Annotated in this window: 24 protein-coding genes; 17 read left to right on the forward strand and 7 right to left on the reverse strand. The window is 62.1% G+C overall.

All coding sequences use genetic code 11. The features are described from left to right. Positions 1-3: 3 nt before the first annotated feature. From A5658_RS17470 to A5658_RS17480, 3 genes are all read right to left on the reverse strand, one after another. Positions 4-825 (reverse strand): SDR family NAD(P)-dependent oxidoreductase, encoded by an 822-nt coding sequence (locus A5658_RS17470; RefSeq protein ID WP_067337781.1) that lies wholly within the window; start codon positions 823-825, stop codon positions 4-6. A gap of 51 nt (positions 826-876) precedes the next feature. Beyond that, positions 877-2130 carry a cytochrome P450 gene (locus A5658_RS17475; RefSeq protein WP_067337784.1) on the reverse strand — a complete coding sequence of 418 codons (1254 nt, stop codon included), beginning with the start codon at positions 2128-2130 and terminating at the stop codon, positions 877-879. A gap of 174 nt (positions 2131-2304) precedes the next feature. Then, a complete protein-coding gene (locus A5658_RS17480; RefSeq protein WP_067337787.1) occupies positions 2305-3036 on the reverse strand; it encodes a hypothetical protein in 732 nt (243 codons plus the stop codon). 296 nt (positions 3037-3332) lie between these two features. Between A5658_RS17480 and A5658_RS17485 the strand changes: the two genes are divergently transcribed. The 4 genes from A5658_RS17485 to A5658_RS17500 are packed head-to-tail and all read left to right on the forward strand — an operon-like array spanning position 3333 to position 6750. Continuing rightward, the gene (locus tag A5658_RS17485; RefSeq protein ID WP_067337790.1) at positions 3333-4121 is read left to right on the forward strand and encodes an SDR family NAD(P)-dependent oxidoreductase; all 789 of its coding nucleotides are present in this window, start codon (positions 3333-3335) and stop codon (positions 4119-4121) included. 18 nt (positions 4122-4139) lie between these two features. Beyond that, on the forward strand, positions 4140-5213 hold the full coding sequence (locus A5658_RS17490) for a dihydrodipicolinate reductase (RefSeq protein ID WP_067337793.1): 1074 nt from the start codon (positions 4140-4142) through the stop codon (positions 5211-5213). Next, a complete protein-coding gene (locus A5658_RS17495) occupies positions 5210-6028 on the forward strand; it encodes a mycofactocin-coupled SDR family oxidoreductase (RefSeq protein WP_369830538.1) in 819 nt (272 codons plus the stop codon). Before A5658_RS17490 ends, A5658_RS17495 begins: the two co-directional genes overlap by 4 nt. After that, positions 6028-6750: an enoyl-CoA hydratase/isomerase family protein gene (locus A5658_RS17500; protein WP_067337799.1), complete on the forward strand. Its 723-nt coding sequence runs from the start codon at positions 6028-6030 to the stop codon at positions 6748-6750. Before A5658_RS17495 ends, A5658_RS17500 begins: the two co-directional genes overlap by 1 nt. A gap of 21 nt (positions 6751-6771) precedes the next feature. Here the strand turns inward: A5658_RS17500 and A5658_RS17505 are convergent, their stop codons facing one another. The 4 genes from A5658_RS17505 to A5658_RS17515 all read right to left on the reverse strand — a co-directional run bounded on the left by A5658_RS17505 (position 6772) and on the right by A5658_RS17515 (position 11332). Continuing rightward, positions 6772-7887, reverse strand: a complete 1116-nt coding sequence (locus A5658_RS17505) for an NDMA-dependent alcohol dehydrogenase (RefSeq protein ID WP_067337802.1) — start codon at positions 7885-7887, stop codon at positions 6772-6774. Beyond that, positions 7884-8084, reverse strand: a complete 201-nt coding sequence (locus tag A5658_RS27620; RefSeq protein ID WP_082993245.1) for a ferredoxin — start codon at positions 8082-8084, stop codon at positions 7884-7886. The genes A5658_RS17505 and A5658_RS27620 overlap by 4 nt, the downstream gene beginning before the upstream one ends. 3 nt (positions 8085-8087) lie before the next feature. Then, positions 8088-10436, reverse strand: a complete 2349-nt coding sequence (locus A5658_RS17510; RefSeq protein ID WP_067337806.1) for a CaiB/BaiF CoA-transferase family protein — start codon at positions 10434-10436, stop codon at positions 8088-8090. 206 nt (positions 10437-10642) lie between these two features. Then, positions 10643-11332 carry a TetR/AcrR family transcriptional regulator gene (locus A5658_RS17515; protein ID WP_067337810.1) on the reverse strand — a complete coding sequence of 230 codons (690 nt, stop codon included), beginning with the start codon at positions 11330-11332 and terminating at the stop codon, positions 10643-10645. Between the two features lie 295 nt (positions 11333-11627). Between A5658_RS17515 and A5658_RS17520 the strand changes: the two genes are divergently transcribed. The 13 genes from A5658_RS17520 to A5658_RS17580 all read left to right on the forward strand — a co-directional run bounded on the left by A5658_RS17520 (position 11628) and on the right by A5658_RS17580 (position 25165). Next, entirely contained in the window at positions 11628-12848 is a 1221-nt protein-coding gene (locus tag A5658_RS17520; RefSeq protein WP_197503147.1) for a cytochrome P450, read from the forward strand. A gap of 82 nt (positions 12849-12930) precedes the next feature. Continuing rightward, entirely contained in the window at positions 12931-14136 is a 1206-nt protein-coding gene (locus tag A5658_RS17525; RefSeq protein WP_082993246.1) for an amidohydrolase family protein, read from the forward strand. 18 nt (positions 14137-14154) lie between these two features. Continuing rightward, positions 14155-15678: an aldehyde dehydrogenase family protein gene (locus tag A5658_RS17530; RefSeq protein ID WP_067338489.1), complete on the forward strand. Its 1524-nt coding sequence runs from the start codon at positions 14155-14157 to the stop codon at positions 15676-15678. A gap of 43 nt (positions 15679-15721) precedes the next feature. After that, positions 15722-16894, forward strand: coding sequence for a CaiB/BaiF CoA-transferase family protein (locus tag A5658_RS17535; RefSeq protein WP_067338492.1), 1173 nt, complete (start codon positions 15722-15724; stop codon positions 16892-16894). A gap of 373 nt (positions 16895-17267) precedes the next feature. Continuing rightward, complete coding sequence (locus A5658_RS17540) at positions 17268-18218, forward strand: alpha/beta fold hydrolase (RefSeq protein ID WP_067337813.1); 951 nt, start codon at positions 17268-17270, stop codon at positions 18216-18218. A gap of 149 nt (positions 18219-18367) precedes the next feature. Then, positions 18368-19180: a polysaccharide deacetylase family protein gene (locus tag A5658_RS17545; RefSeq protein WP_067338495.1), complete on the forward strand. Its 813-nt coding sequence runs from the start codon at positions 18368-18370 to the stop codon at positions 19178-19180. A 129-nt stretch (positions 19181-19309) separates the two neighbouring features. Next, positions 19310-19513: a cold-shock protein gene (locus tag A5658_RS17550; RefSeq protein WP_067337816.1), complete on the forward strand. Its 204-nt coding sequence runs from the start codon at positions 19310-19312 to the stop codon at positions 19511-19513. A gap of 526 nt (positions 19514-20039) precedes the next feature. Next, entirely contained in the window at positions 20040-20393 is a 354-nt protein-coding gene (locus A5658_RS17555) for a DUF732 domain-containing protein (RefSeq protein ID WP_067337820.1), read from the forward strand. 304 nt (positions 20394-20697) lie between these two features. Further along, on the forward strand, positions 20698-20940 hold the full coding sequence (locus tag A5658_RS17560; RefSeq protein WP_156751519.1) for a helix-turn-helix transcriptional regulator: 243 nt from the start codon (positions 20698-20700) through the stop codon (positions 20938-20940). Between the two features lie 229 nt (positions 20941-21169). Continuing rightward, a complete protein-coding gene (locus A5658_RS17565; protein WP_067337827.1) occupies positions 21170-22750 on the forward strand; it encodes an MFS transporter in 1581 nt (526 codons plus the stop codon). A 32-nt stretch (positions 22751-22782) separates the two neighbouring features. Further along, a complete protein-coding gene (locus tag A5658_RS17570; RefSeq protein ID WP_197503148.1) occupies positions 22783-23682 on the forward strand; it encodes an SDR family oxidoreductase in 900 nt (299 codons plus the stop codon). A gap of 13 nt (positions 23683-23695) precedes the next feature. After that, positions 23696-24775 (forward strand): carboxymuconolactone decarboxylase family protein, encoded by a 1080-nt coding sequence (locus A5658_RS17575; protein ID WP_067337834.1) that lies wholly within the window; start codon positions 23696-23698, stop codon positions 24773-24775. Positions 24776-24859: 84 nt separating this feature from the next. Then, entirely contained in the window at positions 24860-25165 is a 306-nt protein-coding gene (locus tag A5658_RS17580) for a hypothetical protein (RefSeq protein WP_067337837.1), read from the forward strand. Positions 25166-25340 lie beyond the last annotated feature (175 nt).

Below are 25340 nucleotides of genomic sequence, written 5' to 3' on the forward strand. Positions count from 1 at the left end.
GTGTCACCCCGAAAAATGTTTCGCCCATTCGCATTCCGTCAGTGCAGCTGATAGTCCCCACAGGTGTGCGGCCGTGATCGGGTCGCGCGCTTTCTTGAGCGGCCGTGTGACTCGAGGTTTACCCCACTGCTTGAACGTAGGAGCGAGGTAGGTTCCCGGCTCCAGATCGGCTGTCGCGGCGATGATGCTGGCCCGCGCGGCGTCTTTAGCGCTTTGTGGGAAGTCTTTCAACCACGGCTGATGTGAGGTCCACCGGAGAAAGCCGGTGCTGTATCGGACGATGTTGGTGTCGGCACCGCCCGGGTCGACGACCACCGCGGCGACACCCCGTCGGGCGAGTTCGCTGGTGAACAACATCACCGCGAGCTTGGATTGGGCGTATGCGGACCACTTCGAGTACTGGCGCGTTCGCCAGTTGAGGTCCTCGAGGTGCACGCGGCCCCACATGTGGCTCATGCTGGTCACCGATACGACTCGGCGAGTGATTCGGTCGCTGAGCAGACACGTCAACGCGAAATGCCCCAAATAGTTGATGCCCATGTGCATTTCGAAACCATCAGCGGTCCGGCCCAACGGTAGGCCCAGAACGCCGGCGTTGTTGATCAGCACGTCAACAGCGTCTACTGACTCGGCGAAGGTGCGCACGCTGCTCAGATCAGCGAGATCGAGATGCGCCACTTGCACGGTGCCACCGATAGCAGCGGCGACCTGCTCAGACTTGCCGACGTCGCGGGCGGCGATCACGATGTGGTGGCCTGCGGCCGCCAGCGCTGCGGCGGTCTCTTTGCCTAGGCCACTATTGCCGCCGGTGATGACGATTCGCACGGGCGGTGGGTCCTTCCTTTAAGGGCTGCGGAAATCCCAGCAGAGCGCGACTTAGTCACCAGCGGGTTGGCTCGTCGTGGTGTCGAATTCGATGGGCAGGTGGGTGGGCCCGCTCAGCCCAAGCAGCGGACGCCACGGCGCCGGACCTGCCAGTCGCGGGTTCGGCATCCGACGCGCAATTATCTTGAGCGCTTCGCAGAGCTCGCGTCGAGCAAGGTTCGCGCCTAGGCAGTAATGAGCGCCGCCTCCGAATGTCAGAATTGGCGGCGGATCGGTTCGAGTGATGTCGAACCTGGACGGTTCGTCGTAGATGTCCGGATCCCGGTTTGCGGCGTAGGTATTTACGAGAATGAATGTCCCTGCGGGAAAAGTGAATTCGCCGATAGTGACATCATCGACGACGCTGCGCACCGTGCTGCACATCGAAGGGGAGTGCCGCATCGTCTCTTCGACGGCGCTCATCGCTAACTCGGGGCGATCGTTGAGCAGGGCTAGTTGGTCGGGGTGATCGCACAACACCTGGATCGACGCGGCGAGTTGGGTGCGGGTGGTGTCGGTCCCTGCGATGAGGATGCTGAAGGCCAGCATCTGTAATTCGCCGGTGCTAAGTCTGTCACCGTCGTCGTTGGCTCGAATGAGCTCGGAGAGCAGATCGTCGGTCAGCTCGGCGCGGCGTGCGACGATCATGTCGTCGATATAGCTGTCGAATTCGTCCCAGGCCTTTAGGACTGCGGGTTGCTCGTCGACGAGGTTGGTGTCGAAGCTGACAATCTTGAAGATGTCTTCGGCCCAGATCGAGATTTGCTTCCAGTCTGTGCTTGGGGCTCCCAGCAGCGCACAGATGACCGGAATGGGGTAGGGGCGAGCTATCTGTTCGACGAATTCGCAAGAGCCATAGGGTAGTACGTCGTCCACAAGCTGATTCATCACAGCGTGAATCGTTTCGTCCATGCGCGCGGTTGCGCGCGGCGTGAACGCTCGCGAGACCAGTCCACGCAACCGGCGATGTTGGTTTCCCTCCATGCAGAGGATGCTCTGCGTCACCCTGTCCCACAGCTCTCCGGACGTCACGCCCTGGGCAGAGAGGTGGATGCCGGGCGGGATCCCGAATCGTGGGTCGCCTAACACCGATCGGGCCAATTCGTAGGACAAGATTTCCGGGCCGATAGGGCCCAAGGCGATCGGGGCCACGTCGCGGGCCGCCAAAAATTGCGGATAGATCAGTTGGGGAGGAGCTGTCAGGTCGTAGTCGATGGCCGGCAGATTGGCCTCGAAGACGCTGGGCTTGACGGTTCTAACGCTCATGAACGTTCCTCGAGATTCGTACCCCGGCTGGTTGGCCCAGGTACGAGCGGAGGGACGCAGACGATCGACCGCTGGCGCACCTCGGGCGCCTTGCCTCGACTCGTGACGTCATCGCCTGCATTTGTAACGCAGATACTGACCTACGTCAATGACTGAAGTCACGAGATGGAATGGTCAGTCGCTGAAAATCTCTCGATTTACCGTGTGTAGGTACGGGATCGCCAGAAACGGCGTGATGTAGAAGATGTCGTAGAGCCACCAGCCCACCACCGGCAGGATCACTCCGGAAAAGCGCACGTCGGCGTACATCGTCATGTTGAAGACGTAGAGACACCAGATGAGGACGCCCATCCAGCAGGTAATCACCATCCACTGGTGTCCCCACCGCTTCATCTGCAGGAATCCGATCGCTGCGGCGATCCGCATGCTGAAGACGGTCAAGATCATCCCGACTTCCATGGCCTTCTCACCTGGGCCCGCCGCGCCGCCGACCCAAAGCTCGTTGTAGTGCCAGAAGTAGCCGGCATCGAACATTGCGCCCCAGCCGTTCAACAGGATTCGCGCGAGAAGCGTGTGGCTGGCCACCAGATCGAGAGCCCATCCCACAGTGTTGATGGCAGCATCGATGATGACGAGATAACCGAGAAGTGTGACCAGCAGCGGCCGAACGCTCAGACCTTTGCGCTGTGCAACGCGCAACAGCCACACGCCACGCAGAAAGAGTGGAAGGCCAAAAATTCCCAGGGCTGCGGTGCCGATGAGGACGCTGCCCGCGATGAGCCATTTGTCGGCCTGACGCTGCGCTGCCCTCGACTGTTCCATGTGCTCGTCAAGGCCGCTGTCGTACAACCCGGCTGCCGGCACACTATGGGCGCGACGGTCCCGGCTCAGCGATGGCATGTTCATAAACGCTGACTCTAGTTAACGCAGTCTGGCAGTCAATAGACCATGCCGCGGTGTTGCCGCGCGGCGCTGTCACGGCGCCATCTTTGAATTCCGCGGTCACCGGGGTTGTGGCCACAGGGCTGTGCAGGCGTTCTACTGCGGGGAGATCCATGAGAGATGTTGCGTCCAACAACAACGCGGGCGACAGCGTCGCTCGCAACGATAGGCCCGCCGGCGCACCTGCAAATTGCGCATTCTCGATTGACTTAAGTCAATCGAGGCCGTTAGATGAGGACCACCGGACGGGAAGGATTGTGATGGCGCTCGAGCAGTTCAACTTGGACGGGCAAGTGGCGATCGTGACGGGGGCGGGGAAAGGCGTCGGTCAAGGCATCGCCCGGGTCCTCGCGGAGGCGGGCGCGACTGTCGTCGGCACTGCGCGCACCGAGTCGGACATTGTGGCGACGATCGACGGAATCGAGAAGGCCGGCGGCAAGGGACTCGCCGTGGTCGCTGACGCGATCAGCCGCCCGGACGGCAGACGCGTCGTCGACACCACAATGGAGCGCTTCGGGCGCATCGACATTTTGGTCAACAACGTCGGCGGCTCGTCCTACGCCCGGTTCCTGGACATCACCGACGAGGACTTCAAGCACACCTTCGACTGGTGCGTGACGTCGGCATTCATCATGAGCCAGCTCGCCGCACCGCACATGATCGAAGCCGGCCATGGCAACATCGTCAATATCTCCTCGGGCTCAGCGCGTTTCGGGATCCGCGCGCTGACCGCATACTGTGTGGCAAAGGGCGGACTCGAGGCTCTAACACGCGCCATGGCGCAGGAGCTTGCGCCCAAGATCCGCGTCAACGCGATCGCCCTAGGATCCTTCGCGACCGACGGTCTGCAAGGCAGTCTGGACATGATGCCCGGGTCACGGGAAAAGATGGAAGAGGCGACGCCGCTGCATCGGCTCGGTGACGTCGAGGACCTTGGGCGCCTCTGCGTGTATCTCTCCACGCCTGGCTGCTACGCCACCAACGCGATCTTCCACGTCGACGGCGGTATTGATTCCAACAATTCGCCCCTGCCGATTCCCGACTACTAATCAAGAACGGTGACAAGAATGCGCCGAGTCGTCCAATTCTCCACCGGCAACGTCGGAGTACACGCACTCAGGGTGCTGATCGAACGCCCCGATCTCGATTTGGTTGGTGTTCATGCAGCCAGCCCGAGCAAGATTGGACGCGATGCCGCCGACTTGTGTGGATTGAGCGAGCCCACCGGCATCATCGCGACCGACGATGTCGACGCGCTGATCGCGCTGAAGCCCGACTGCGTGGTCTACACCGCGCAGGGCGAAACGCGGCCGATGGAAGTAATCGAACAAATGTCGAGGTTCCTCTCTGCGGGAATCAACATCGCCGCGACGTCGATGGTATGGCTGGTGACGCCCCACCAGGCCGACGACTGGCTGCGCCTGCCCCTGCAACAAGCCTGTGAGACAGGCAATGCTTCTCTGTACGTCAACGGCATCGACCCTGGGTACTCGGGAGACACAGAAGTGCACTCCGCTCTGAGCCTGACCGCGCGCGCCCGATCGATCTTGGTGCAGGAGATTTTCGATTACGCGAATTACGACGACTTTGAATTCACCGGCAAGCAAATGGGTTTCGGTGCCGGTGCCGAGGACGACACTCCGCTGTTGTTCCTGCCCGGCGTGCTCATCACGATGTGGGGCGGGGCGGTACGCAACCTTGCCGATCAGTTGGGCGTGGACCTCGAAGACGTTCGTCAGCGAATCGAACCGTGGTACACCAAAGAACGGATCGAATGCAAGATGGCGACAATCGAACCGGGCCAGATGGCCGCGATCAAGTTCGCTGTCGAAGGCGTTCGCGACGGCCGCGCGGTGATCACCATGGAACATGTCACCCGGCTAACAGATGCATCGGCGCCGGACTGGGAATTTCCTCCCGACGGTCATCCCGGCGTTCACCGCGTCGTGATTGACGGAGATCCGCGTGTCGAACTCAACACCCACGTTTCACACCCTCGCCTCGACGTCACCGAGGCAGGCTGTTACTCCACGGCCGCGCGGGTGATTAACGCGATCGAATGGATCTGTGGTGCACCCGCAGGACTGATTGCCGTAGAGGACATCCCGCCAGTTGAGCTCATCCGTGGCCTGATGTGGTGAGCCCGTCCGCAGCCGGGCGGGTTGCCGGCAAGCGAGTCCTGATCACCGGCGCCGCACGAGGTTTCGGACGAAGCCACGCGGTGCGGCTGGCCGAGGAAGGCGCCGATCTCATCCTAGTCGACCTGTGTCGGTCACTTCCCGAGATCGAATACCCGCTGGCCACCGAGGAGGATCTGGCAGAGACGGTCCGACTTGTCACCGACCTGGGCCGCCGGTGTGTGAGCCGCGTGGTCGATGTACGCGACGAGGACGCGCTGAGGTCGGCCGTCGATGACGGTGTTGCCGAGTTGGGCGGACTTGACGCCGCCGTTGCCAATGCCGGCGTTCTGACCGGCGGACAATGGCACGAGACGACTGGCGAGCACTGGCGCACTGTCGTCGACGTCAATCTCATCGGGACCTGGAATACCTGCGCAGCGGCGATACCGCACATCCTCGAACAGGGCGGAGGCAGCCTGGTAACCATAAGCTCAGCGGGCGCAGCCGCTGGCTTTCCACTACAGGTGCCCTACACGGCCACCAAGCATGGAGTCATCGGCCTGACCTTGTCGCTGGCCAACGAGCTTGCCGCACAGAGTATTAGAGTCAATACCGTACTGCCGACGGGTGCCCCCACCGGAATGATTCCAGTCTCCCTCGGTAACGCACTCGGCGGCGACCGAGCTGATTTGGTACCACTGTTCATCAACGCCATGCCCACACCTTGCATCGACCCGGTCGATGTCAGTCACGCCGTGCTCTACCTCGTCTCCGACGAGTCTCGGTTCGTCACCGGACTTCAGTTCAAAGTCGATGCGGGCGTGACGATCAACTGATGATCGACGAGCGGCAAGACGGCTTCGTCACATGGCTGACGCTCGACCGACCCGAGCGTTTGAACGCCTTCACCGTCGACGGCTACCGAGAACTGCGCATCGCGCTGCAACGTCTCGCCGTCGACGACCACACTCGAGTGGCGGTGATCACCGGACGCGGACGTGCGTTCTCAGCCGGCGCTGACCGATCTCTGCTCGAGGGACATTCGTCCGCGCTCGACCAGCAAAGGGCCGCCGAGGAATTCAGTCTCTTTCTAGACGCACTAGGCGGCTTCCCGAAGCCACTCTTTGCCGCCGTGAACGGTCTTGCTGTCGGCATCGGCGCCACCATGCTGTTGTACTGCGACATGGTGTTCATGGCGGAAGGCGCACGCCTGCGGTTGCCATTCACCGCACTTGGCATTGTGCCGGAAGCTGGAAGCAGCGTGCTCCTGCCCGCACGGGTCCGCTGGGCCGACGCGATGTGGGCAATGCTCTCAAGCGAGTGGATCGAGGCCACGGCGGCGTACCAAATGGGGCTCGCCTCACGGCTCGTGCCGGACCACGCCCTTCTTGAGCGGACGGCGACTGCGGCCGCGACCGTCGCCGGCCACGACCCGTTGTCGGTCGCCGCTACAAAACGTCTCCTGACGAGTAGTCGTCAGGAGATGGCGCGCGCGGCCATCGCGCGCGAACTCGCAGAGATGGCGGGTTTAGCAAGCAGAACCGACAAGCGAAGCTGACGAATCGGCCTCATGCCTGACTCAGTGTTCGTGGATTATCACTCCGCGAATATTGCGGCCGGCGAGCATATCGTCGTAGGCCTCGTTGATGTCCCCGAGCTTGTACTCAGTTGTGACGGCCTCGTCGAGCAACAGTTTCCCGCTTCGATAGAGGCTGATCAGTCGAGGTATGTCTGCTCGCGGGTTGGCTTCGCCGTACAGGCTGCCCAGAAGGCGCTTCTGGAACAGGGTGAACAACGTCAGCGGTAGCGTCGGCGTCACGTCGGACATGGAGGCAAGGGCGGTCGCCACAACCGCACCGCCCTTGCGTACGGCATTGAGTGCGTCATTGATCATCGCGCCTTCAAGCTTGCCGGGGGTGAGGATGGCCGAGTCGGCCATTACTCCTCGGGTAATCTCGCCGATCAACTGTGTCGCTTCCTCGATCGAGGTGGCGAAGTGGGTAGCCCCAAATTGAAAAGCTTTGGCGCGCTTACTCGGCTCGATATCGACCACGACAATGTGTTCCGCCCCAGCCAGCCGCGCGCCCTGGACGGCACCGCTGCCAATCCCTCCGCAACCTATTACGAGCACGACGTCACCGGGACTGGTGTTTGCGGTATTGACGGCTGAGCCCCAGCCGGTCGTGATCCCGCAGCCGAGAAGGCATGCGCGCGATAGCGGTACATCGTTGTCAATCTTGACCACAGAGGCTTCCGACAACACGCCCCATTGAGCGAAACTTCCGACGCCAGAGAGCGCTCCGATGCCTTGTCCCCTGGCGCGGCGCCGGAAGGTGCCGTCGGCCTGGACTCCCGCGAGAATCGTGGCGCCGTAATCACAAAGGTTTTGGCGACCTGTGGCGCACCAGCGGCAGCGACCACATGCGGGGAGGAAAGACGTGACCACATGGTCACCCTCAGCGATATCGCGCACACCGGGACCGACCTCCCGAACGATGCCACCTCCCTCGTGCCCACCGATCAACGGAAAACTCACCCCGTACATGTCACCGGTGCGGATGTGGTGGTCGGAATGGCATAGACCGGTGGCTTCAAACTCGACGAGTAGCTCGCCTTCCTGGGGCGGATCGAGTTCGATCTCTTCCACCGACCATTTTTCGTTTAGGTTCCACAACACTGCTCCGCTTGTTTTCATGGCGACTCCTTGACGATGTGTATGGCACGCTCGGGGCAGTTCGCGATTACGTTGTGTGCGCGGTCTTCCCATCCGGGAGGAATATTTTCTACGGTGACGACGGCGGTCCCGTCGTCGTCGATGTCGAACAGTTCGGGATACGCTGCGTAACAACGGCTATGGCCTTGGCACCTTTCTGAGTCGACACGAAGTTTCACCGCTCAGTCCAACCCGCCTGGTCTGGTCCCGATGACTCCTTTTTCTGTGAGCGCGGTAATCGATGCGGCGTTGTGCCCGAGGAGGTTGCCGAGGACGCTCGCGTTGTGTTGGCCCAATGTGGGCGCTGCAGAGCGGTACCACTTCTCGACGCTGCGGTACTTGAACGGAAGGGCCGGCACGTGATGTCGTCCCACGACGGGGTGATCGAGGCCTTCAAAAAAGCCGCGCGCATGTAACTGGGGGTGCATCGAACCAACCCTGGCATCTGCCAAATCTGCTGCAGGAACGCCGCTTTGCACAAGTAACTCTGCGGCTGCCGAGGAATCCTGACTGCCAGTCCATTGCTCGATATGTTTGTCGAGCAGATCATGTGCACGTACGCGTCCGTCGTGAGTGTCCAATGCGGGGTCAGTTGCCCACTCCGGCTCGCCCAACGCACATTTGAGAAGCCGCCACTGCTCATTGCTGGCGACTGAGATCGCCAACCACCGCTCGGTCCCGGCACATCGATACAGGCCCTGGGGGGCGGCGTCCTGGCTGCGGTTCCCGAGCCGCGATACCAAGTTGCCGTAGGCGGTGAACTCGATAACCTGCTCGGCGGCCGCGTTCAGCGCGGATTCAACCATCGATACTTCGATGAAGCACCCCTGGCCTGTCTCGTCGCGCTGCCGGAGCCCAGCGAGCATCGCGAATGCCGAGTGCATTCCTGCAAGCGGGTCACACGGGCCGCGGGGGATTCGCGGCTGGTCGTACTCATGCCCGGTGACCCACGCCATCCCGGTCATTTGCTCCATCGTCTGCGCGAAACCCACGTTGTCGCGCCACGGTCCGTCGAGCCCGAACGCGGGCATACGAACCATCACTAGCCGAGAGTTCCTCTCCTGGAGGGTGTCCCACGTGATCGAGAAGTTGTCGAACACTCGAGGCGAGAAGTTCTCGACGAGAATGTCTGAGCATGCGACGAGCTCGAGAAACAGATCCCGCCCTTGGGCGCAAGACAAATCGAGGGTGAGCCCGCGCTTGTTGGTGTTCGTAGCCAGGTACATGCCCGACCGCTCCCACCACTGAGGCTGATCTGCGAACGCGGCGACGGCCATTCGCGCACCGTCAGGGTGCTTTGTCGACTCCACGTGAATGACGTCCGCGCCCAAGGCCGCCAGAATGTGGGTGGAGGAGGGGCCTGCCCACCACGCTGTGGCGTCGAGAATTCGGATGCCCTCTAGGGGAAGGCTGGGCGCGTCATCAGTGGTGCTCGCAATCATGTTGCGAGAGGTCACATTTCCCATCTCGCCGAGCTGAGGTGCGACGCCGGTGGGGGTGGGTCGTCGCCCGTCAAATTGGTAGGGAGCTAACGGATGGGTAAAGCTGCCATCCGCGTAGCTGCTCCACACACCACGCGCCGCGAACTGGGGGTGGTCCAACACCGTCTGGCCGTTGTTGACTGGTGAGACGGGAATTCGAAGGTCGGTGGCCAACGAGACGATCTCGTCTGTGGAGTGTCTCGTCGTCCATTGCCGCACAATGTGATTCCACTCCTCGCGGCGTTCCCACCGGGTTGCAGCTGATGCCCACGCGGGGTCGTCGTCGAGCAGGTCCAGCCGACCGATCATCGCGAGGAACGATTCGAATTGCTGATGGGTGTTGGTGTTGAAGCCGACCCAGCCGTCCGCGGTCGGTTCGATGGAAGGAATCTCCACCTGTCGTGCCGGTCCGTTCAAGGGGAGACAGCCGGCCAGTTCGTGGTAAAGGTCAGCGAAGCCGCTCGCGCTGAGGTGGCACGTCTCCAGCAGCGAGCAGTCAACGATCTCGCCTGGTCCGCCGGATTGCACTCGGCGCAGTGCGCTTAGCGCCCCGACGGCGGCGTAGCTCGCCATGACCCACTCGAACACGCGACCACCCGCCTGAATGGGCGGCTGGTCTGGACGACCTCGCAAGGCCAGGGTTCCGCTTTCGGCCTGGATCGTGAACTCCGTTGCGGTTCGGTCGCGGTACGGACCGGTCAATCCGTACGCCGACAACGCGACGATTACCAGGTGCGGTGCGCGACGTGAAAGGGCTTCCCGGTCGAGTGCCCCAGGACCGAGAGAGTCGATCAGAATATCGGCACTAACGATCACGTCCTCCACTTCGGTAAGCGAGGTGCCGACCACCGAACGTTTGCCGGCGTTCAAGAATTTGAACAGCGCGCCGGTATCGCTTGAATTCCCAAAAACTCTGTGCCGAAGGGGATCTCCGTCAGGGCCCTCTATCTTCACGACCTCAGCGCCCAGGTCGGCGAACAGCTTGCCGCAATACGGACCGGAGATTTCCGTCGCCCACTCGACGATTCGAATGCCGCGCAACGGTTTCATCGACTGTGGAGTTCCCTGGTCGTAGTCGCCTGTAGTGCACGCCTCACACCGATGAGCACAAATGCCACTAGCTGTCCTCACGGTTGTCCCGATCGAGCAGGATGCTCGGCGTCCGTATGGGCCGCGGTTGGGCTGACGCTAGTGACGAGAAAGCCGCGTTGTCAAGTACGACTCGATAATTTCGTATTGGTCGAGCCAGTCGGTCGTCAGTCGGCCGAATGCGTCTTTCTGGCTCGTTGGGGCCGTCCGGCCTGCTTCGTCGGCTGCGTCCGAGTCGATGTGCTCATACCGTTGGCGAAGATTTTCGAACCTAAGTCAATCTGCGCCTGTATTTCCGACTCGCCTGTACCGAACCACCGTGGTCCGAGGCTTGTTGTGAAGATGACGAAATTAGCCAGCATTTCGGCGACCACGTCGGCGTCGACATCGGTCTTGATCTGGCCCGCGGCTTGGTAGTGGCGAACACCCTCGGCAATGACGGCCCTGCGGCGCGCGTGATTGGGCTGCAGGACGCGCTGCGAGAAGTCTGGATCTGATAGCGCCCGGCTGGAAATGTCCCAGCCGGGAACATCGTTGTTCCCGTTGTCGATTCTCAATCTCGCGAGAAAAAGTTGCTTGACGAAGTCCTCGAAGTGTGTGGGTAGGGCCGCTAGGACCCGCTCTTCGGCCTCACCGACAAGCTGCGCGATTTGTCGGGCTGCCACCTGCTCAAAGATGCCTCGCTTGTCTCCGAAGTAATGGAACAACATCGCCTCGGAGCAGTCAGCGCGGCGGGCGATCTCCTTCGTTGCCGCGGCCGCGTATCCCGCCTCGGAAAAGACCTTCGCGGCCGCTTCAAGGAGGGCTCGTTGTTTGCCGTCCTTGTCGCGAACTCGTCGCCGCGTGCCGGTAGCCATCGCACACACTTTAGCGAGCGCCGGCCCTCCGGGGACGAAGCGCGCGAATGCAGCCGTCAGCACCGACGAACTCCGAACGTTATCGAGTGCTACTTGACAACTCGACACGAGAGGTTTTACTGTGCTGACACGCGAATTCGGTCGTGCGCAATGAATTTGAGGGCCAGCCCGGGGGCATGGTTGGTGCCGCGATTGCGGCGGAGTTGACGTATTGACGGTCATTACTGAGGAACGGCCGGGCCAGGCGTTCGCTTGACGTTGACATGCCGACTCCTGGGAGCGGAAAGGACGGCCGATGGTGAGCAAATCACCGGAGGAACACGCCCGTAATTTCGACCTGCGTCACGAAGATTTCGGCGACCAAGAGTTCCTCTACGAGGTCTACGCGGTGATGCGGGAGAACGGACCGTTCAGCCATCAGGATGTCCCTTTTCTGGGACAGACTCCGGGGGGTGCGTGGGTCGCCACCCGCTATGACGACTGTTATGAGATCTTGCGTGATTGGCGGAGCTTCTCCAGCAAGCCCGTCGGGGGCAACCCGACGTCGTTTGGCGACATCGTGATCAACTTGGATCCACCACGACAGCAGCAGCTTCGCAAAGTTCTCAACCCATATTTTTCCCCGGGCCGGATGAAGGACCTGGAGCCCCAGGTGCGCGCGATTACCGATGGGTTGATCGACAATTTCATCGAATCGGGCCGCGGCGATCTCGCCGACGTCGCATGGCAGCAACCCGGGATCGTGTTCTTCCGCCATTTGCTCGGCATGCCCGTTGAGGACGTGCCGCTCTACATTGAGGCAGCTGACCTCGGCCTCAATGGTGAGAGCGAAGAGATCCGAATCGATGCTATGACGAAACTCTATCTTCGCGTACGCGACGAGATCGACAAACGTCGTAGTGAACCGCCCCGTGACGACCTGATCGATGTTTTGCTGGCCGCCGAGATCGACGGCGAGAAGTTGAGCTTCGACGACGCTGTCGCGAATGCGCTTCTGCTGGTGCAGGCCGGACTCGAAACTACCTCGAGCGCCATGTCATTCGCGTTTTACTACCTCGGCACCCATGACTCTGAGCGCGACCGACTTGTGCACGATCCTGGGCTAATGCCCACGGCGATCGAGGAATTCATCCGATATGCCGGGTCAGTCCATGGACTGCACCGGTCAGTCGCCGAAGATGTCGAACTCAGCGGTCAGAAGTTCTGCCCCGGGGAGACGGTCGTCGTGAACTATGCGGCCGCCAACCGCGACGCGCGCGAGTTCGTCGAGCCGGACAAGTGCATTCTCGACCGGCAGGCAAATCGCCACCTCGGATTCGGGGCCGGCGTCCATCGCTGTCTGGGCTCCAATCTCGCCCGACTCGAGTTTCGGGTGGGCGTCGAACAGACGCTGAATCGCATACCCGACTACTCCATCCCCCGTGGGGCAAAGGTTGATTTCCACGGGAATTCCGTCACTCGGGGGTACCGGGCCCTGCCCATTGTCTTTTCACCAGGCACGCGCGTCGGCCCATGACGCCGATGCCATATCAGTTGCACGACAAGCTATTAGCGGATCGCCCCAGAACCTCTAGGACTATGAACTAAGGGAGGAACCCGTGGACAGCCAAGATCTTCAGTGGATGATCTCCGTCGACGACCACATCATCGAGCCGCCGAACCTCTGGGTGGACCGCGCGTCGGCCGCCGATCGTGATCGAGTGCCACACGTCGAGCGCATCGACGGCGTCGATACCTGGATCTATGACCAGGCGCGTGCGTCGGTGCTGGGCATCTTGGTCGCGGCCCACCAAAAGCCGGCCGAATACTCCCCGCTGCCAGTGAATTACGACGAGATGCCCCGCGCCTACTTCGACCCAGTGGCCCGCATCCCCGACATGGACGAAGATCATGTGATCGCGGGGTTGAACTTTCCGTTCTTCCCCCGGTTCTGCGGTCAGATGTTCGCCCACCTAGGTGACCGTGACCTCGGCCTCAAGTGCGTGCAGGCGTACAACGACTTCGTGATCGACGAGTGGTGCGCGGCGGCGCCCGGTCGCTACATACCTATGGTGATCGTTCCGTTGTGGGATACCCAACTGGCCGTCGAGGAGACGCTACGGTGCGCCGGCAAGGGCGCGAAGGCGATTGCCTTCTCGGAAAACCTGCATCCGCTGGGATTGCCGTCGATCCACTCGGGAGCATGGGACGATTTCTTCGCAGTGGTCAACGAGACGAAGATGCCGCTGTGCACGCACATTGGATCGTCGTCGGTCAGTCCCACCACGGCACCTGACGCGCCTTTCGGAGTTCAGGCGGTGAACATCAACCTCAACCTGGCGAATTCGACGACGGATTGGCTGTTCTCGGGCAAGCTCCAGAAGTATCCTGACCTGAAGATCGTTCTGGCTGAGGGCGGAATCGGCTGGATCCCGTATCTCATCGAGCGTGCGGAGCATGTCGCCGCCGACTACCAATACCTACGCGCCAACAATTGGTCGGTGGACCCTGCCACGATGCGCTTGGCGCCCGTACCCACCGATCCTGCGATATTCCCGAAGTCGCCGCGCGAGCTTTTCCACGACCACATGTACGGGTGTTTCATCGAAGACGACTTCGGGGCGGCGAATCTCGATTCCATCGGTATCGACAACGTGATGATCGAGACGGACTATCCGCACACCGACAGCCTCTGGCCGAACTCGCTGCAGGCCGCGCACAAGGCGCTCGGCGGCCGGTCCGACCTCGACAAGTATAAAGTGTTGCAGGGCAATGCCCGCCGGGTCTTCGACTTCGAGCCCGCCGCGTATCCGGCACTGACGTAGCGCATACGGATTCGCATGATGCGGGAGTACCAGAGCTTCATCGACGGTCAGTGGTCGAGTGACCACGCCCTCGGCACGATCGACGTCGTCAACCCGGCCACCGAGGAGCTGATCGGGCGAGTCGTCGATGGTGGTCCGAAGCAGGCGGCGATGGCGGTCGAGGCCGCCAGGCGAGCCTTCGACGACGGGCCCTGGCCGTGGATGTCAGTGCGGGAACGAGCTGGAATCATCAAACGGTTCGCGGAGGTACTTGAGGAGCGCCGGGCGGAACTACGAGAACTCGTCGTCGCCGAGATCGGCTCCACCGGCTTCATCACCGACCTGGTTCAAGTCGGGGGCGCTATCGAGGCTGCCCACTACTACGGCGAGTTCGTCGAACACGATGTGACGTGGATAGAAACACCTGGCGGGCCGGTAGTTTCGCCAACCGGCGTAGGCGGCGTAACGGTGGTTCGCGAACCGGTTGGGGTAGTAGGAGTCATCACCCCATTCAACTTTCCGTTCTCGATCAATATCCAGAAGTGCCTGGCCGCGTTGGCGGTCGGGTGCACCGTGGTACTGAAACCACACCCCTGGACCCCGATGAACGCCTTGGAGCTAGCCAAGGCTGGGGAAGCAGCTGGGCTTCCGCCCGGCGTATTCAACGTCGTCGTCGGTGGTGCGGGTGTCGGCGAGGAGTTGTGTACCCACCCTGGCGTCGACATGATCGGGTTCACCGGCTCGACAGCGACCGGTCGACGCATCCGCGAGGTGTCCGCGGCAACGATGAAACGCGCACAACTCGAACTAGGCGGCAAGAGCGCGCACATTGTCCTCGACGATGTCACCGAAAGCGATGTTGCGGGAATAGGATTCGGACAAGTGCTAATGCACGCCGGACAGGCATGCACCGTGACGTCGCGACTGCTGTTGCCTGAGCACCTGCTCGACGCGTATGTCGAGGGACTCAAAGCCATGGCTCCGATGATCACGGTCGGGGACCCGCGCGATCCCACTACCGTTGTCGGTCCGCTGATCAGGGATCAGCAACGTCAACGAGTGGAGGCCTTTGTCGAGTCGGGGGTACAGGAAGGCGCTCGGCTTGTGGTCGGCGGCAAACGTCCCGAGCATCTGGAACGCGGCTTCTATTACGAACCGACGGCATTTGTCGGCTGCCGCAACGACATGCGCCTATGCCAGGAAGAGGTTTTCGGACCTGTTCTAGCGGTGATGACCTACCGCTCGGAAGACGAGGCCATCCGTATCGCTAATGACTCAATCTACGGTCTGGCGGGAATGGTGGTAACACGGAATGCTGCAAAGGGTTTCAATGTCGCGAGGCAGGTGAGAACCGGCACCATCATGGTTCAGACCATTGCACCCGGCGCCGATCTCAGCAGCAACCCGGGTGATGGGCAAGGGCCAGGCTGGTCGCTGCCGGCGCGCGGCATGTTCAACGGCGGCGGGCCGTTCGGCGGTTTCAAGCAAAGTGGACTTGGTCGGGAGCAGGGGCGGTGGGGATTCGAGGAATACACCGAGCTGAAATCAATCACCATGATGTAGCGCACCCGGTTTACGTGCGGTGTTCGGGCTGAAAGGGCGCATTGTGGAACTTCTCAGGGACGTACGAGTCCTCGAGGTGTCGCTGTTCTCCACGGATGCACTGGGCGGGCATCTGGCTGACCTGGGCGCAGAGGTGGTCAAGGTCGAGCCGCCCGGCGGCGGTGGTTTCCGCGGTTCGGCGGTGTCCGGTGGCGAACTGCAGGACTCGCACTGGAATCGGGGCAAGAAGAGTGTGGCGCTAAACCTGAAAACGGCTGAGGGGCAAGAGGCCTTTCGCCGCCTGGCTGCGTCGTCGGCGGTCGTGATCGACGGTCTCCGTTACGGAACCGCGCATCGCCTCGGTTTCAGCTACGACGACGTCGTCGCAGTCAACCCGACGGTTGTCTACTGCGTGCTCAACGGGATGGGCAGCTACGGGCCCTACACTCGCCTGGCCACTCACGGGCTGTCCTTCGATTGTTTCGCCGGCTTGAGCCCGCCGATCATCGACGCGGACGGCACGCCGCGCCTTTCGGGAGCAGCCACCGGGACGACGGGTGTGCTGGCGGGGCCGCTGTACGCAGCCATGGGCGTCCTCGCGGCGCTGCATGCCGCCGGACGTGACGGCGAGCCGCAATACATCGAAGTGGCGCAGGTCGATGCGGCGATCAACTGGAATTTTCAGCACCTCGCGGCACTGGCGAACGGTCAACCGTCCTACGGTGAGGGCATCCGCGCATCGCTTCGCTACCAGTACTACCGAACTCGAGATCGAAATTTCGTGGTGTTCAACGCTTTAGAGGACAAGTTCTGGCTGCGATTTTGCGAGTCAGTCGACAGAATGGACCTCTACGAACCCGGGCGCCAACAGCCGGGAACGGACCCGGAAGCAGAGGCCCGGCTGCGTAGGGAATTAACGGAAATTTTCGAAAGCCGCACCCGCACGGAATGGACCGACTTCTTCATTGCCACCAATATCGCTGGGGCGCCGGCATTTTTGGGAGCAGACCTGTTCGACGACGACCATGCAAAGGATCGCCGACTCATCTACGAGCAGGCTCAGCCTGACGGGTCGTCGCAGCGGTTGATTGGAACGTGCATCAAGACCCAGCCTGACGAACGGTTTGCACCGCCGGCGGCGCCGGAGGTTGGGCAGCATACGGAGGAATTACTCGGCACCCTGGCGGGCTATGACGCGGCTGGAATCCAGCGCCTCCGTCTATCGGGCGCGATTTAGTTGTGGCACCGACGGATCGCCGCGAGAGTCGTCTGCGAGCCCACCCATTCCAGCTGCGAGCCGAGCGAACTCGGCGGTGCAGTTTTCCATGGCGTCACCTTTCGGGCCGCGGATTGACGATCGGCGTCGACCGTCCGCGCTCCGACCATACACATGGCGCCGCATGTTTGGTCTAGCTCAGCAGTGACGGCTCTGAAAAGTGGACACGACTGTGAGACACCGAGGCGGGCTGGATCGTCCACACCTGACGCCGCACCGCCAGGTGCCGGCGCGGTCCTCCCTTGCGCACAAGGGTGGTAGCAGTTTCTTATGCGTTTCGCTGCATCTCGACAGCTTTCCCGATGTTTTGTGGGCGACGCTACGATCGAGGTTCATGACTGAAGGAGCACCTCGACCGGCGTCGGCGCGGGCACAGGCAGGCGAGATTGCCCCGCTCGACGTCGTCGGCTCCGGAATCCTTCCCGAGGTCGCCGTCCGAGTGCGCCGACTGTTTTGGCTGCTCGAGCGGCTGGCGCCGTCTCTGGGATCGCGATGGGCAGTCGAGTTGTGGTGCACCCCACCGGTTCTCGAGTCGAGTCTGCGCATGCCGCCGGGTGTGTCCCCGGGTCGGCCGATAGAAGCGTATTGGGAGGGGCATCGGGTCGCCGGTGAGGAATGGGGTGAAGGGCCTCCCGTTTATCTGGTTCACGGTTGGGGCGGCCAGCGTGCTCATCTGGCAGTGTTCGTCAAACCGCTGGTGGAAGCGGGGTATCGGGTCGTTGCGTTTGACTTGCCGAGCCACAACGAATCCGATCCGGGTGCGCTCGCGCCCGGGCGTACCACCGCCACCGAGTGCGCCGACGCGATTGCGGCGATGATCGACACCCACGGACCCGCCCACGCGGTCGTCGCGCATTCACTCGGAGCAAACGCGACTGCATTGGCCGCGGCGCAGGGCACACCCGTAGGACGCCTGGTCTTCTTAGCGCCGATGGGCGATTTTCCCCTCTATCTCGACTTATTCGCCGCACGCCACGGCTTCGGTCGCCGGATCCGCGCAGGCCTGCACCGCCGCCTGGAAAAGCGAATCGCTACGCCGCTGGAAGAGACGAACATGACGCGGATCGGTCGACGAGCCAACTACCCGCCGTTGCTTCTCATCCACGACCCTGACGACCCCGACAGCCCCTATGCCGCCAGCGAACGATTGTCCACGTCCTGGCAAGGTGCACGATTACTGACCACGCGAGGGCTCGGCCGACTAGCTCATTACCGAATCCTGCGTCACCGCCCCGCTATTCGGGCCGGACTCGAGTTCATCGGTGAACAAGCCGACTCGCGCTGACCGCGAGCGGCATCGGCAGACGCGCCCCCCGTAATGGCATGATCTACAACTATGTGTCAGAACGGTGGGCGACCTAATGAAGCTGGCCCCGGGGCGCGCGTAGTGCCGACCACCACCGGCCGTCGAACCCGCGCCGCGTTGTGTCTGAGCTGAATCGGCGCGGCTTTCTCGGGGCGCTCTCGGCCGCAGTTCTCGGCGGCGTGGGCGTGGGGCCCGGTGTGCTCGCCGGACCGCGGCATACTTTGACGGCCACGGCTGCCGCCGCACCGCACCCAGCGGGCGCCAAAACCATCCCCGTTGCGTCATTTCCGCAGCCGGCGCCCATCGAACGTGTGCCCCTGCCTGGTGGCGGCGTGCTTAACAAGCTCCCTGGGGACGGAAATCTGCTGGCACTGACCCTTGACGACGGTGTGAACACCGACGTGGTGCGCCTCTACACGCAGTTCGCCAAAGAAACCGGCGTGCGGCTGACCTATTTCGTCACCGGCATTAACCGCTCGTGGACCGACAACCTGACTTTGCTGGGGCCGCTGGTCGAATCCGGCCAGATCCAGCTGGGCAACCACACCTGGTCGCACCCGTACCTGACCAAGGTGCCGACAAGCCGAGTGGCCCAAGAGATCTCCCGCAACGACGACTTCTTGAAAAACACCTTCGGGGTGGACGCGAGACCATACCTTCGGCCGCCGTACGGAAAACACAACTCGACCGTTGATCGCGTGGCCGCCGATCTCGGCTACACCGCGATCACGATGTGGTTAGGTTCGCTCTCGGATTCCACCGTGGTCAAAGAGGACTTCATCGTCCAGATGGCCCGGCGGTACTTCACCGGGCAGGCGATCGTGATCGGACACCTTAACCACCCGCCGGTCACCCACGTCTACGAGCAACTGCGCGATGTCATCCGCGAACGAAACCTACGCACCGTCACCCTCAACGACGTGTTCCTCCCATTGCACTAGGCAGGTTGCTTTTAAGGCGCACGCCGTGACGCCGCCGTCGGGCGGATCTGCGGAGTCCCATTTGTCAGGTAAGCTGCACAATGAATGTGTTCTGCATTCACGAAAGTAAATGAAAGAAGTACAGGAAATATGACGCAAGGAACCGTGAAGTGGTTCAACGGCGAAAAAGGCTTCGGCTTCATCGCACCCGATGACGGCAGTGCGGACGTCTTCGTCCACTACTCCGAGATTCAGGGCGGTGGATACCGCTCACTGGATGAGAACCAGCGGGTTCAGTTCGAGGTAGGGCAGGGCGCCAAGGGCCCCCAGGCCACCGGAGTGACCGCGGTCTGATCTTTACGTAATCTGTGGGCTGGCAAGGGATTACCCCTGCCAGCCCACAGTTCGTTTGAGGCCGGTGCTGCAGCTCCACTGCCTTGCGACTCATGTCGCGCGCCAACCTCTAGGTGTACTTCGCCGACCACTCGTAGAGTCAACCGACGTCGATGCCGTGTACGGCTAGGAAGTCGGTGCTCCGTTGAAGTTCGACGAACCGTGCGCGGTGCGTCTTGCTCAGGCTCAGCTGCGCGGCACACGGCCCGCGTCGTCATCGCTGCCACCCCACCGGTACTGACCAACGCGACGCCGGCCTCCAGCAGCCGGTGACGGCTCTCGGCGAGCCGTGCCATGGGCGAACGACCGCGATATGGCCTTGACCTGCCGAAAACATAGACAAAAGCACCCGCATCCACTTTTCGGGTGAATGACCCACGACACCCCGTTTACTGTGAGATGACCTGATGGTGGACGACCGGTAACGAAACGGGGCCGGTTTCCGACAAGGCCCACAGCTCACCAACGATGAGGAGAAGAGGAACCGATGACCAGGCACCGCTCAGTAACAAGCCTCGCCATTCTCGGGACGGCCGGTGCCGTGTTTCTAAGTAGCGCAGGGGTCGCGCACGCGAGCGCGCAGGACGACGCCTACCTCGCCGCGTTACGCGGCGTCGGCCTGCACTGGACGCCCGGCACGGAGGCCGGGCTGATCAAAGAGGCAAACGATGTCTGCTACAACCTCACCTGGGGGTGGACCCCGCAGCAGATTGCCAACGATCTCGAAGCGCGCCTCGGCGCGCAAGGCGTCACGGGTAAGGAGGCCGCCACCATGGTCAACGCGGCGCACCGGATCTACTGTCCCGGAAACGTCTGTGACGCTCCCGTGCTGTGTACATAAGGGCACGATTCTCTTCCCTCTAGTGGTTCGACTACCGACTGCTGGACCAAGACACGCAAAGCGCGTCGGCTCTTTGGCCGATTTGCTTGCCACGTAGCGCAATTGACTGAAAACGCCGTGAACTTCGCTGCGCCGTCGACTTCGTCCCCGGTAAGTCGTTGTCGTGTACACCTCACGACGCAGGTGGCCGGTGGCGGTGAACTCGGATTCTGGAGCCGAGCCCAGGTGCGACGGCAGATTTAGTTGAATAAATAGTCTAGTAACTTTACTATTGCGTCATGCCGCGTCGCCTGCGAAGGTCTGCTTGAAGGTGTTCGACCTCAGCTCGGTGCGATTGGCTGCGGGATTCAGCCAGGTAGAACTGGCTTCCGCGTTAGAGAAGACGCAGGGCTACGTCAGCAAGGTTGAACACCAATCCGACATGCTGGTCTCGACTCTGACAGCGTATTTAGCGGCCCTTGGGGCGACTACGCAGATCGTCGTCGATACAGGCGATGTAACGATGATCTTTCAGTTGCCAGCGGGCGGGAAATGCGGTGACGGCTAACGCACCTCCGGGGCTTCTGCGCCGAATCGCCTGTCACGCAGGGGGATTGAGCGAGATCGCGCGGAGTCGGTAACGGCCATCCCTCGCCGAGCACGTCCCAGGGCCGGGGCGATCGGACAGTTCGGATGGTAAGTCCGAGTTGTGCGCGGCCCTGGCCCGCCAGCGTGAACCGCAGAGGATCACACCATCACACTTGATTTATACGTTCTATGACTTTACTATCTTGTCTATGAACCGACGCCTCCGCCTTCCGTTATTTCCTGATCACCCGGCAGCCGCTCTGGCGGTGATCTGCTTCAGCGTGTTCGTCACCAGCGTGGACACCACCATCGTCAACGTCGCGCTGCCGACGTTGTCGCGCGAACTCAATGCTGATACGGCGCAGTTGCAGTGGATTGTCGATGCCTACACGTTGGTGATGTCCGGCCTGCTGCTCTCGGCCGGCAGCCTCGGTGACCGCTACGGCAGACGCGGCTTTTTGATCTCCGGGTTGGCCTTGTTCGCGATCACCTCCGGCGTGGCATCTCAGATGACTTCAGCCGACACGCTCATTGCGGCATGTGGAGCAATGGGGGTCGGCGCCGCGGTGATCTTCCCGACCACGCTCGGTCTGATTACCAACATTTTCACCGATCCGGTGCCGCGCGCCAAGGCAATTGGGTTGTGGGCCGCCATGGTCGGCGTCGGGGTAGCGGTCGGGCCGATCAGCGGCGGGTGGCTACTCGAGCACTTCTGGTGGGGTTCAGTCTTTTTGGTGAACATTCCGATCGCCGCGCTGGCGATCACAGGTGGCTTGTTGTTCGTGCCGACCTCACGCGACCCGGCGGCGCCGCGCGTCGACCTTCCGGGCCTCGTTCTGTCGGCGGCCGGCATCACCTCACTGGTGTACACCGTGATTGAGGCGCCCTCGTGGGGATGGACGAACGTGCGGACCACGATCGGATTCGTGCTAGCTGCAACAGTTCTCGGCTGTTTCGCAGTGTGGGAGCGACGTACCACTCATCCGATGCTCGATGTCACCGTGTTCTTCAACCGACGATTTTCCGGCGGAAGCCTGGCCATCACGTCCGGCTTTCTGACCTTGTTCGGATTCATCTTCGTCATCACCCAGTACTTCCAATTCGTCAAGGAATACAGCGCTTTCCAGACCGGCGTCCGGCTGCTCCCCGTTGCCGCCTCGATCGCGATCGCCAGCATCGTGGGGCCGCGCCTCGTCGAGCGGGTTGGCTCCACGATCATCGTCGCCGGGGGATTGGCGATCTTTGCGACCGGGCTGGCGTGGGCTTCCACGGTCACCGCGTCCACCACCTACACCGACATCGCGCTGCAGATGCTGCTGCTCGGCGGCGGTCTCGGCCTGACCACGGCGCCCGCCACCGAAGCCATCATGGGCTCGCTACCCCCAGACAAAGCTGGTGTCGGCTCTGCGGTCAACGACACCACCCGCGAATTCGGCGGCACGTTGGGCGTGGCCATCGTCGGCAGCGTCTTCGCGTCGCTCTACAGCCACGGAATCACGTCAGCCCAGGCGCTCGCCGGACTGCCCCACGAGCTGCGCGCCGCGATGAGCCACTCAATGGCTGTGGCGCACAGCGCGATTGCGCAAGTCCCGCCTCAACAAGCCGGTCTGGTGCGCGACGCGGTCAACAACGCCTTCCACGACGGTCTGCACATCGGCACGTTGGTATGCGCCGGCACCGCCTTGGCAGCTGCGGCCATCGTCGCGTGGCTGCTGCCCGCCCGCGAGGTCGCCGGCCAGGTCGCCCAACAAAACGCCTTTACACCCGACGCCGCGCTGGCCGAAGCGTGACCCCGTGCCCCAACGACATCGGAGACAAGACAATGAGTAAGGCCTTCAAAGACAAAGTCGTTCTAGTCACGGGTGCGTCGCGTGGAATCGGCAGAGCCACCGCACTCGCGTTCGCCCGCGAAGGCGCCAGGCCTATCCTGGCGGCCCGCTCCAGCGAGGGACTTACCGAAGTGCGCGAGGACATTCGACTCCTCGGCGGAGACGCACTCTGTGTGCCGACCGACGTGACGTCTCCATCCGATGTCGACGCTTTGGTGCAGGCGGCGATGAACCGGTTCGGCCGAATCGACATCCTGGTCAACAACGCCGGCATCGGAAAGGTCAGCGCCGTCGAGTCGCCGGACTTCGAAGAAGATCTGCGACTAACGTTGCAAGCCAGTCTGTTCGGAGCGATCCACCTTACCCGCCAGATAGTACCCATCATGCGTCAGCAGCAGTCGGGGGCGATCGTCAACATGTCATCGGTCATGGGACGCAAAGCATTCGCCCGCTTCGGCGGATACGCGATCGTCATGCACGGCGTCTCGGCGTTTTCCGATGCTCTGCGTCAAGAACTTTCCGGCAGCAATATCCGCGTCTCGGTCATTCACCCCGCCCTGACCGCCACCGATCTCCTGCGCGACGTCGACGAAACCCAGATGCCGCCCCCGTTCCGGCACATGACTCCGTTGACGTCCGAGCAGGTCGCGCGCGCAGTGCTCAAAGCAGTGCGCAGGAAAACACCCCGGGTGATCCTGCCGCGACCGGCGTCGGTACTCCTTCTCGCAGAGGCGCTTTCACCGCGGATCGGTGACTTCCTCGCCTCGGCCCTCACGCGGAAACCCGTTGCATTTCTTGTCGGCATGGGCCGCGGCCGCACCTACCACCAGACGCTGGCCGACCAGGGCCCAACTGCGACTCCCATCATGCTTCCCCGCACGACGATTCGCTGACGAGAGGTTCACGATGGGTCTGCTGTCAGCTCCTGTCGAGGAGCTTCTGTTCACCAAGTTCGCGCCCCGAATTATCAGACACATCAACGCCGTACCGCCGCGGCAAGCGCATGGCCTCGTCGCCGACGTGTACGCACAGATGAAAAAAGATTTCCAGCTCGTGCCGCCTGTCACCCTGCACGCGCCGATCCCGGAGCTGCTGGCGGCGGTGTGGGGCATGCTCCGCGAGTCCATCGTCGCTGGCCCGGTTGACCGGACCCTGCGCGAGGTGGTTTGTGAAGGCGTGTCCGCGATCAACGAATGCTCGTTCTGCGTTGACGCACACAGCATGCTGCTCGCCGGCGCGGCCGCCCGGACAACCGCCGACGCCATCCGCGCGAAGCGGCTCGACCTCATCGTCGACCCCAAGACCCGGGGCGTGGCGGAGTGGGCGTTCGCCAACCGTCAGCCCGGCGCGGAAATCCTGCGCCAGCCGCCCTTCACTCCTGACGAAGCTCCCGAACTCATCGCGTCGGCCGCCTGCTTCCACTACATCGACCGGCTCGTGCAGGTTTTCCTCCCCGACGGCCCCGTCGCACTGCCGTCCAAGCTGCGCTGGCTGCGCGGCACCACGATCGGAATCGCGGGCTCGGTCGCGGGCAAGCGAATAATGCAGATCTACGTGACACCCGGGGGCGCCGTCGGAGCTGTCCCGCAGGCGAAGCCATCTGCAGAGTTCGACTGGACCGCGCCTCGCCCTGCCCTCGCCGCAGCATTCGGCACTGCCGAGATGGTCATCGAGGAACTCGGCCAGAAGGCCCTGACGTATCCCGTCCGACAGCTCGTGCACAATCGAATATCCACCTGGAGCGGCGAGGAACCGGGAATCAGTCGAAGCTGGGCAGAAGAGGCGGTCAAGGACCTCGACGACCACGATCGCGCAGCAGGACGGCTCGCGCTGCTGGTCGCTATGGCGCCGTACCAAATCGACGAAAACATAATCGAGGGGTTTCGCGACGTTCAACCGGCCGACACCGATCTGCTCGCGGCGGTGTCCTGGGCTAGCTTCATCGCGACGCGCAGAATCGCCGGATGGTTATCACCCGGGCGATAACCCAGCGGTATTCATCGCTGATGCGAAATCGCCTGTGGGACAGAGTATTGTGTGTCATCGTCGCGGGGCGTAACGTGAGGAAACGTGCGCCAAACCGAGCTAACCAGCCTCATAGGTCTGCGAGATCGCGACGGAGATCGACTCCATCTCGTCCGGTTGGACCGGCCCAACGGGACGAGTGGCTACGTGCTGAGGGTTGGAACGGGAAAAGTCTTCCTGACTGCCGGCGATCTTGCCCGGCTTAACGGTGTTATCCGGCTCGAGTTGCTTTCGGCGAACTGGAGCCGGTTGCTGAATTGGGCGATCCAGCTCCTGATCTTGTGCGCGTTGGCGTGGCTCCTCACCTATGGAGTCACCGGGCCACTGTTTGCCTACCCCTGGTCGAACTAAAGCCAGCGACCTCGCGGACGTCCTCTACCTGGTGGTTCCTTGGCGCCTGAGGGATCAGGAGGTGCTCGCAGACCAGGCGAGGCGCCAGGATCGCCGTAACCTACAATTACAAATCGGCCGAAAAATGTATCGGTCAGCGTCCAAGTTTGACATGGTCGTGGAAGGCGTTTGATGA

This window comes from Mycobacterium sp. 1245111.1 (assembly GCF_001673405.1).
Lineage (GTDB): Bacteria > Actinomycetota > Actinomycetes > Mycobacteriales > Mycobacteriaceae > Mycobacterium.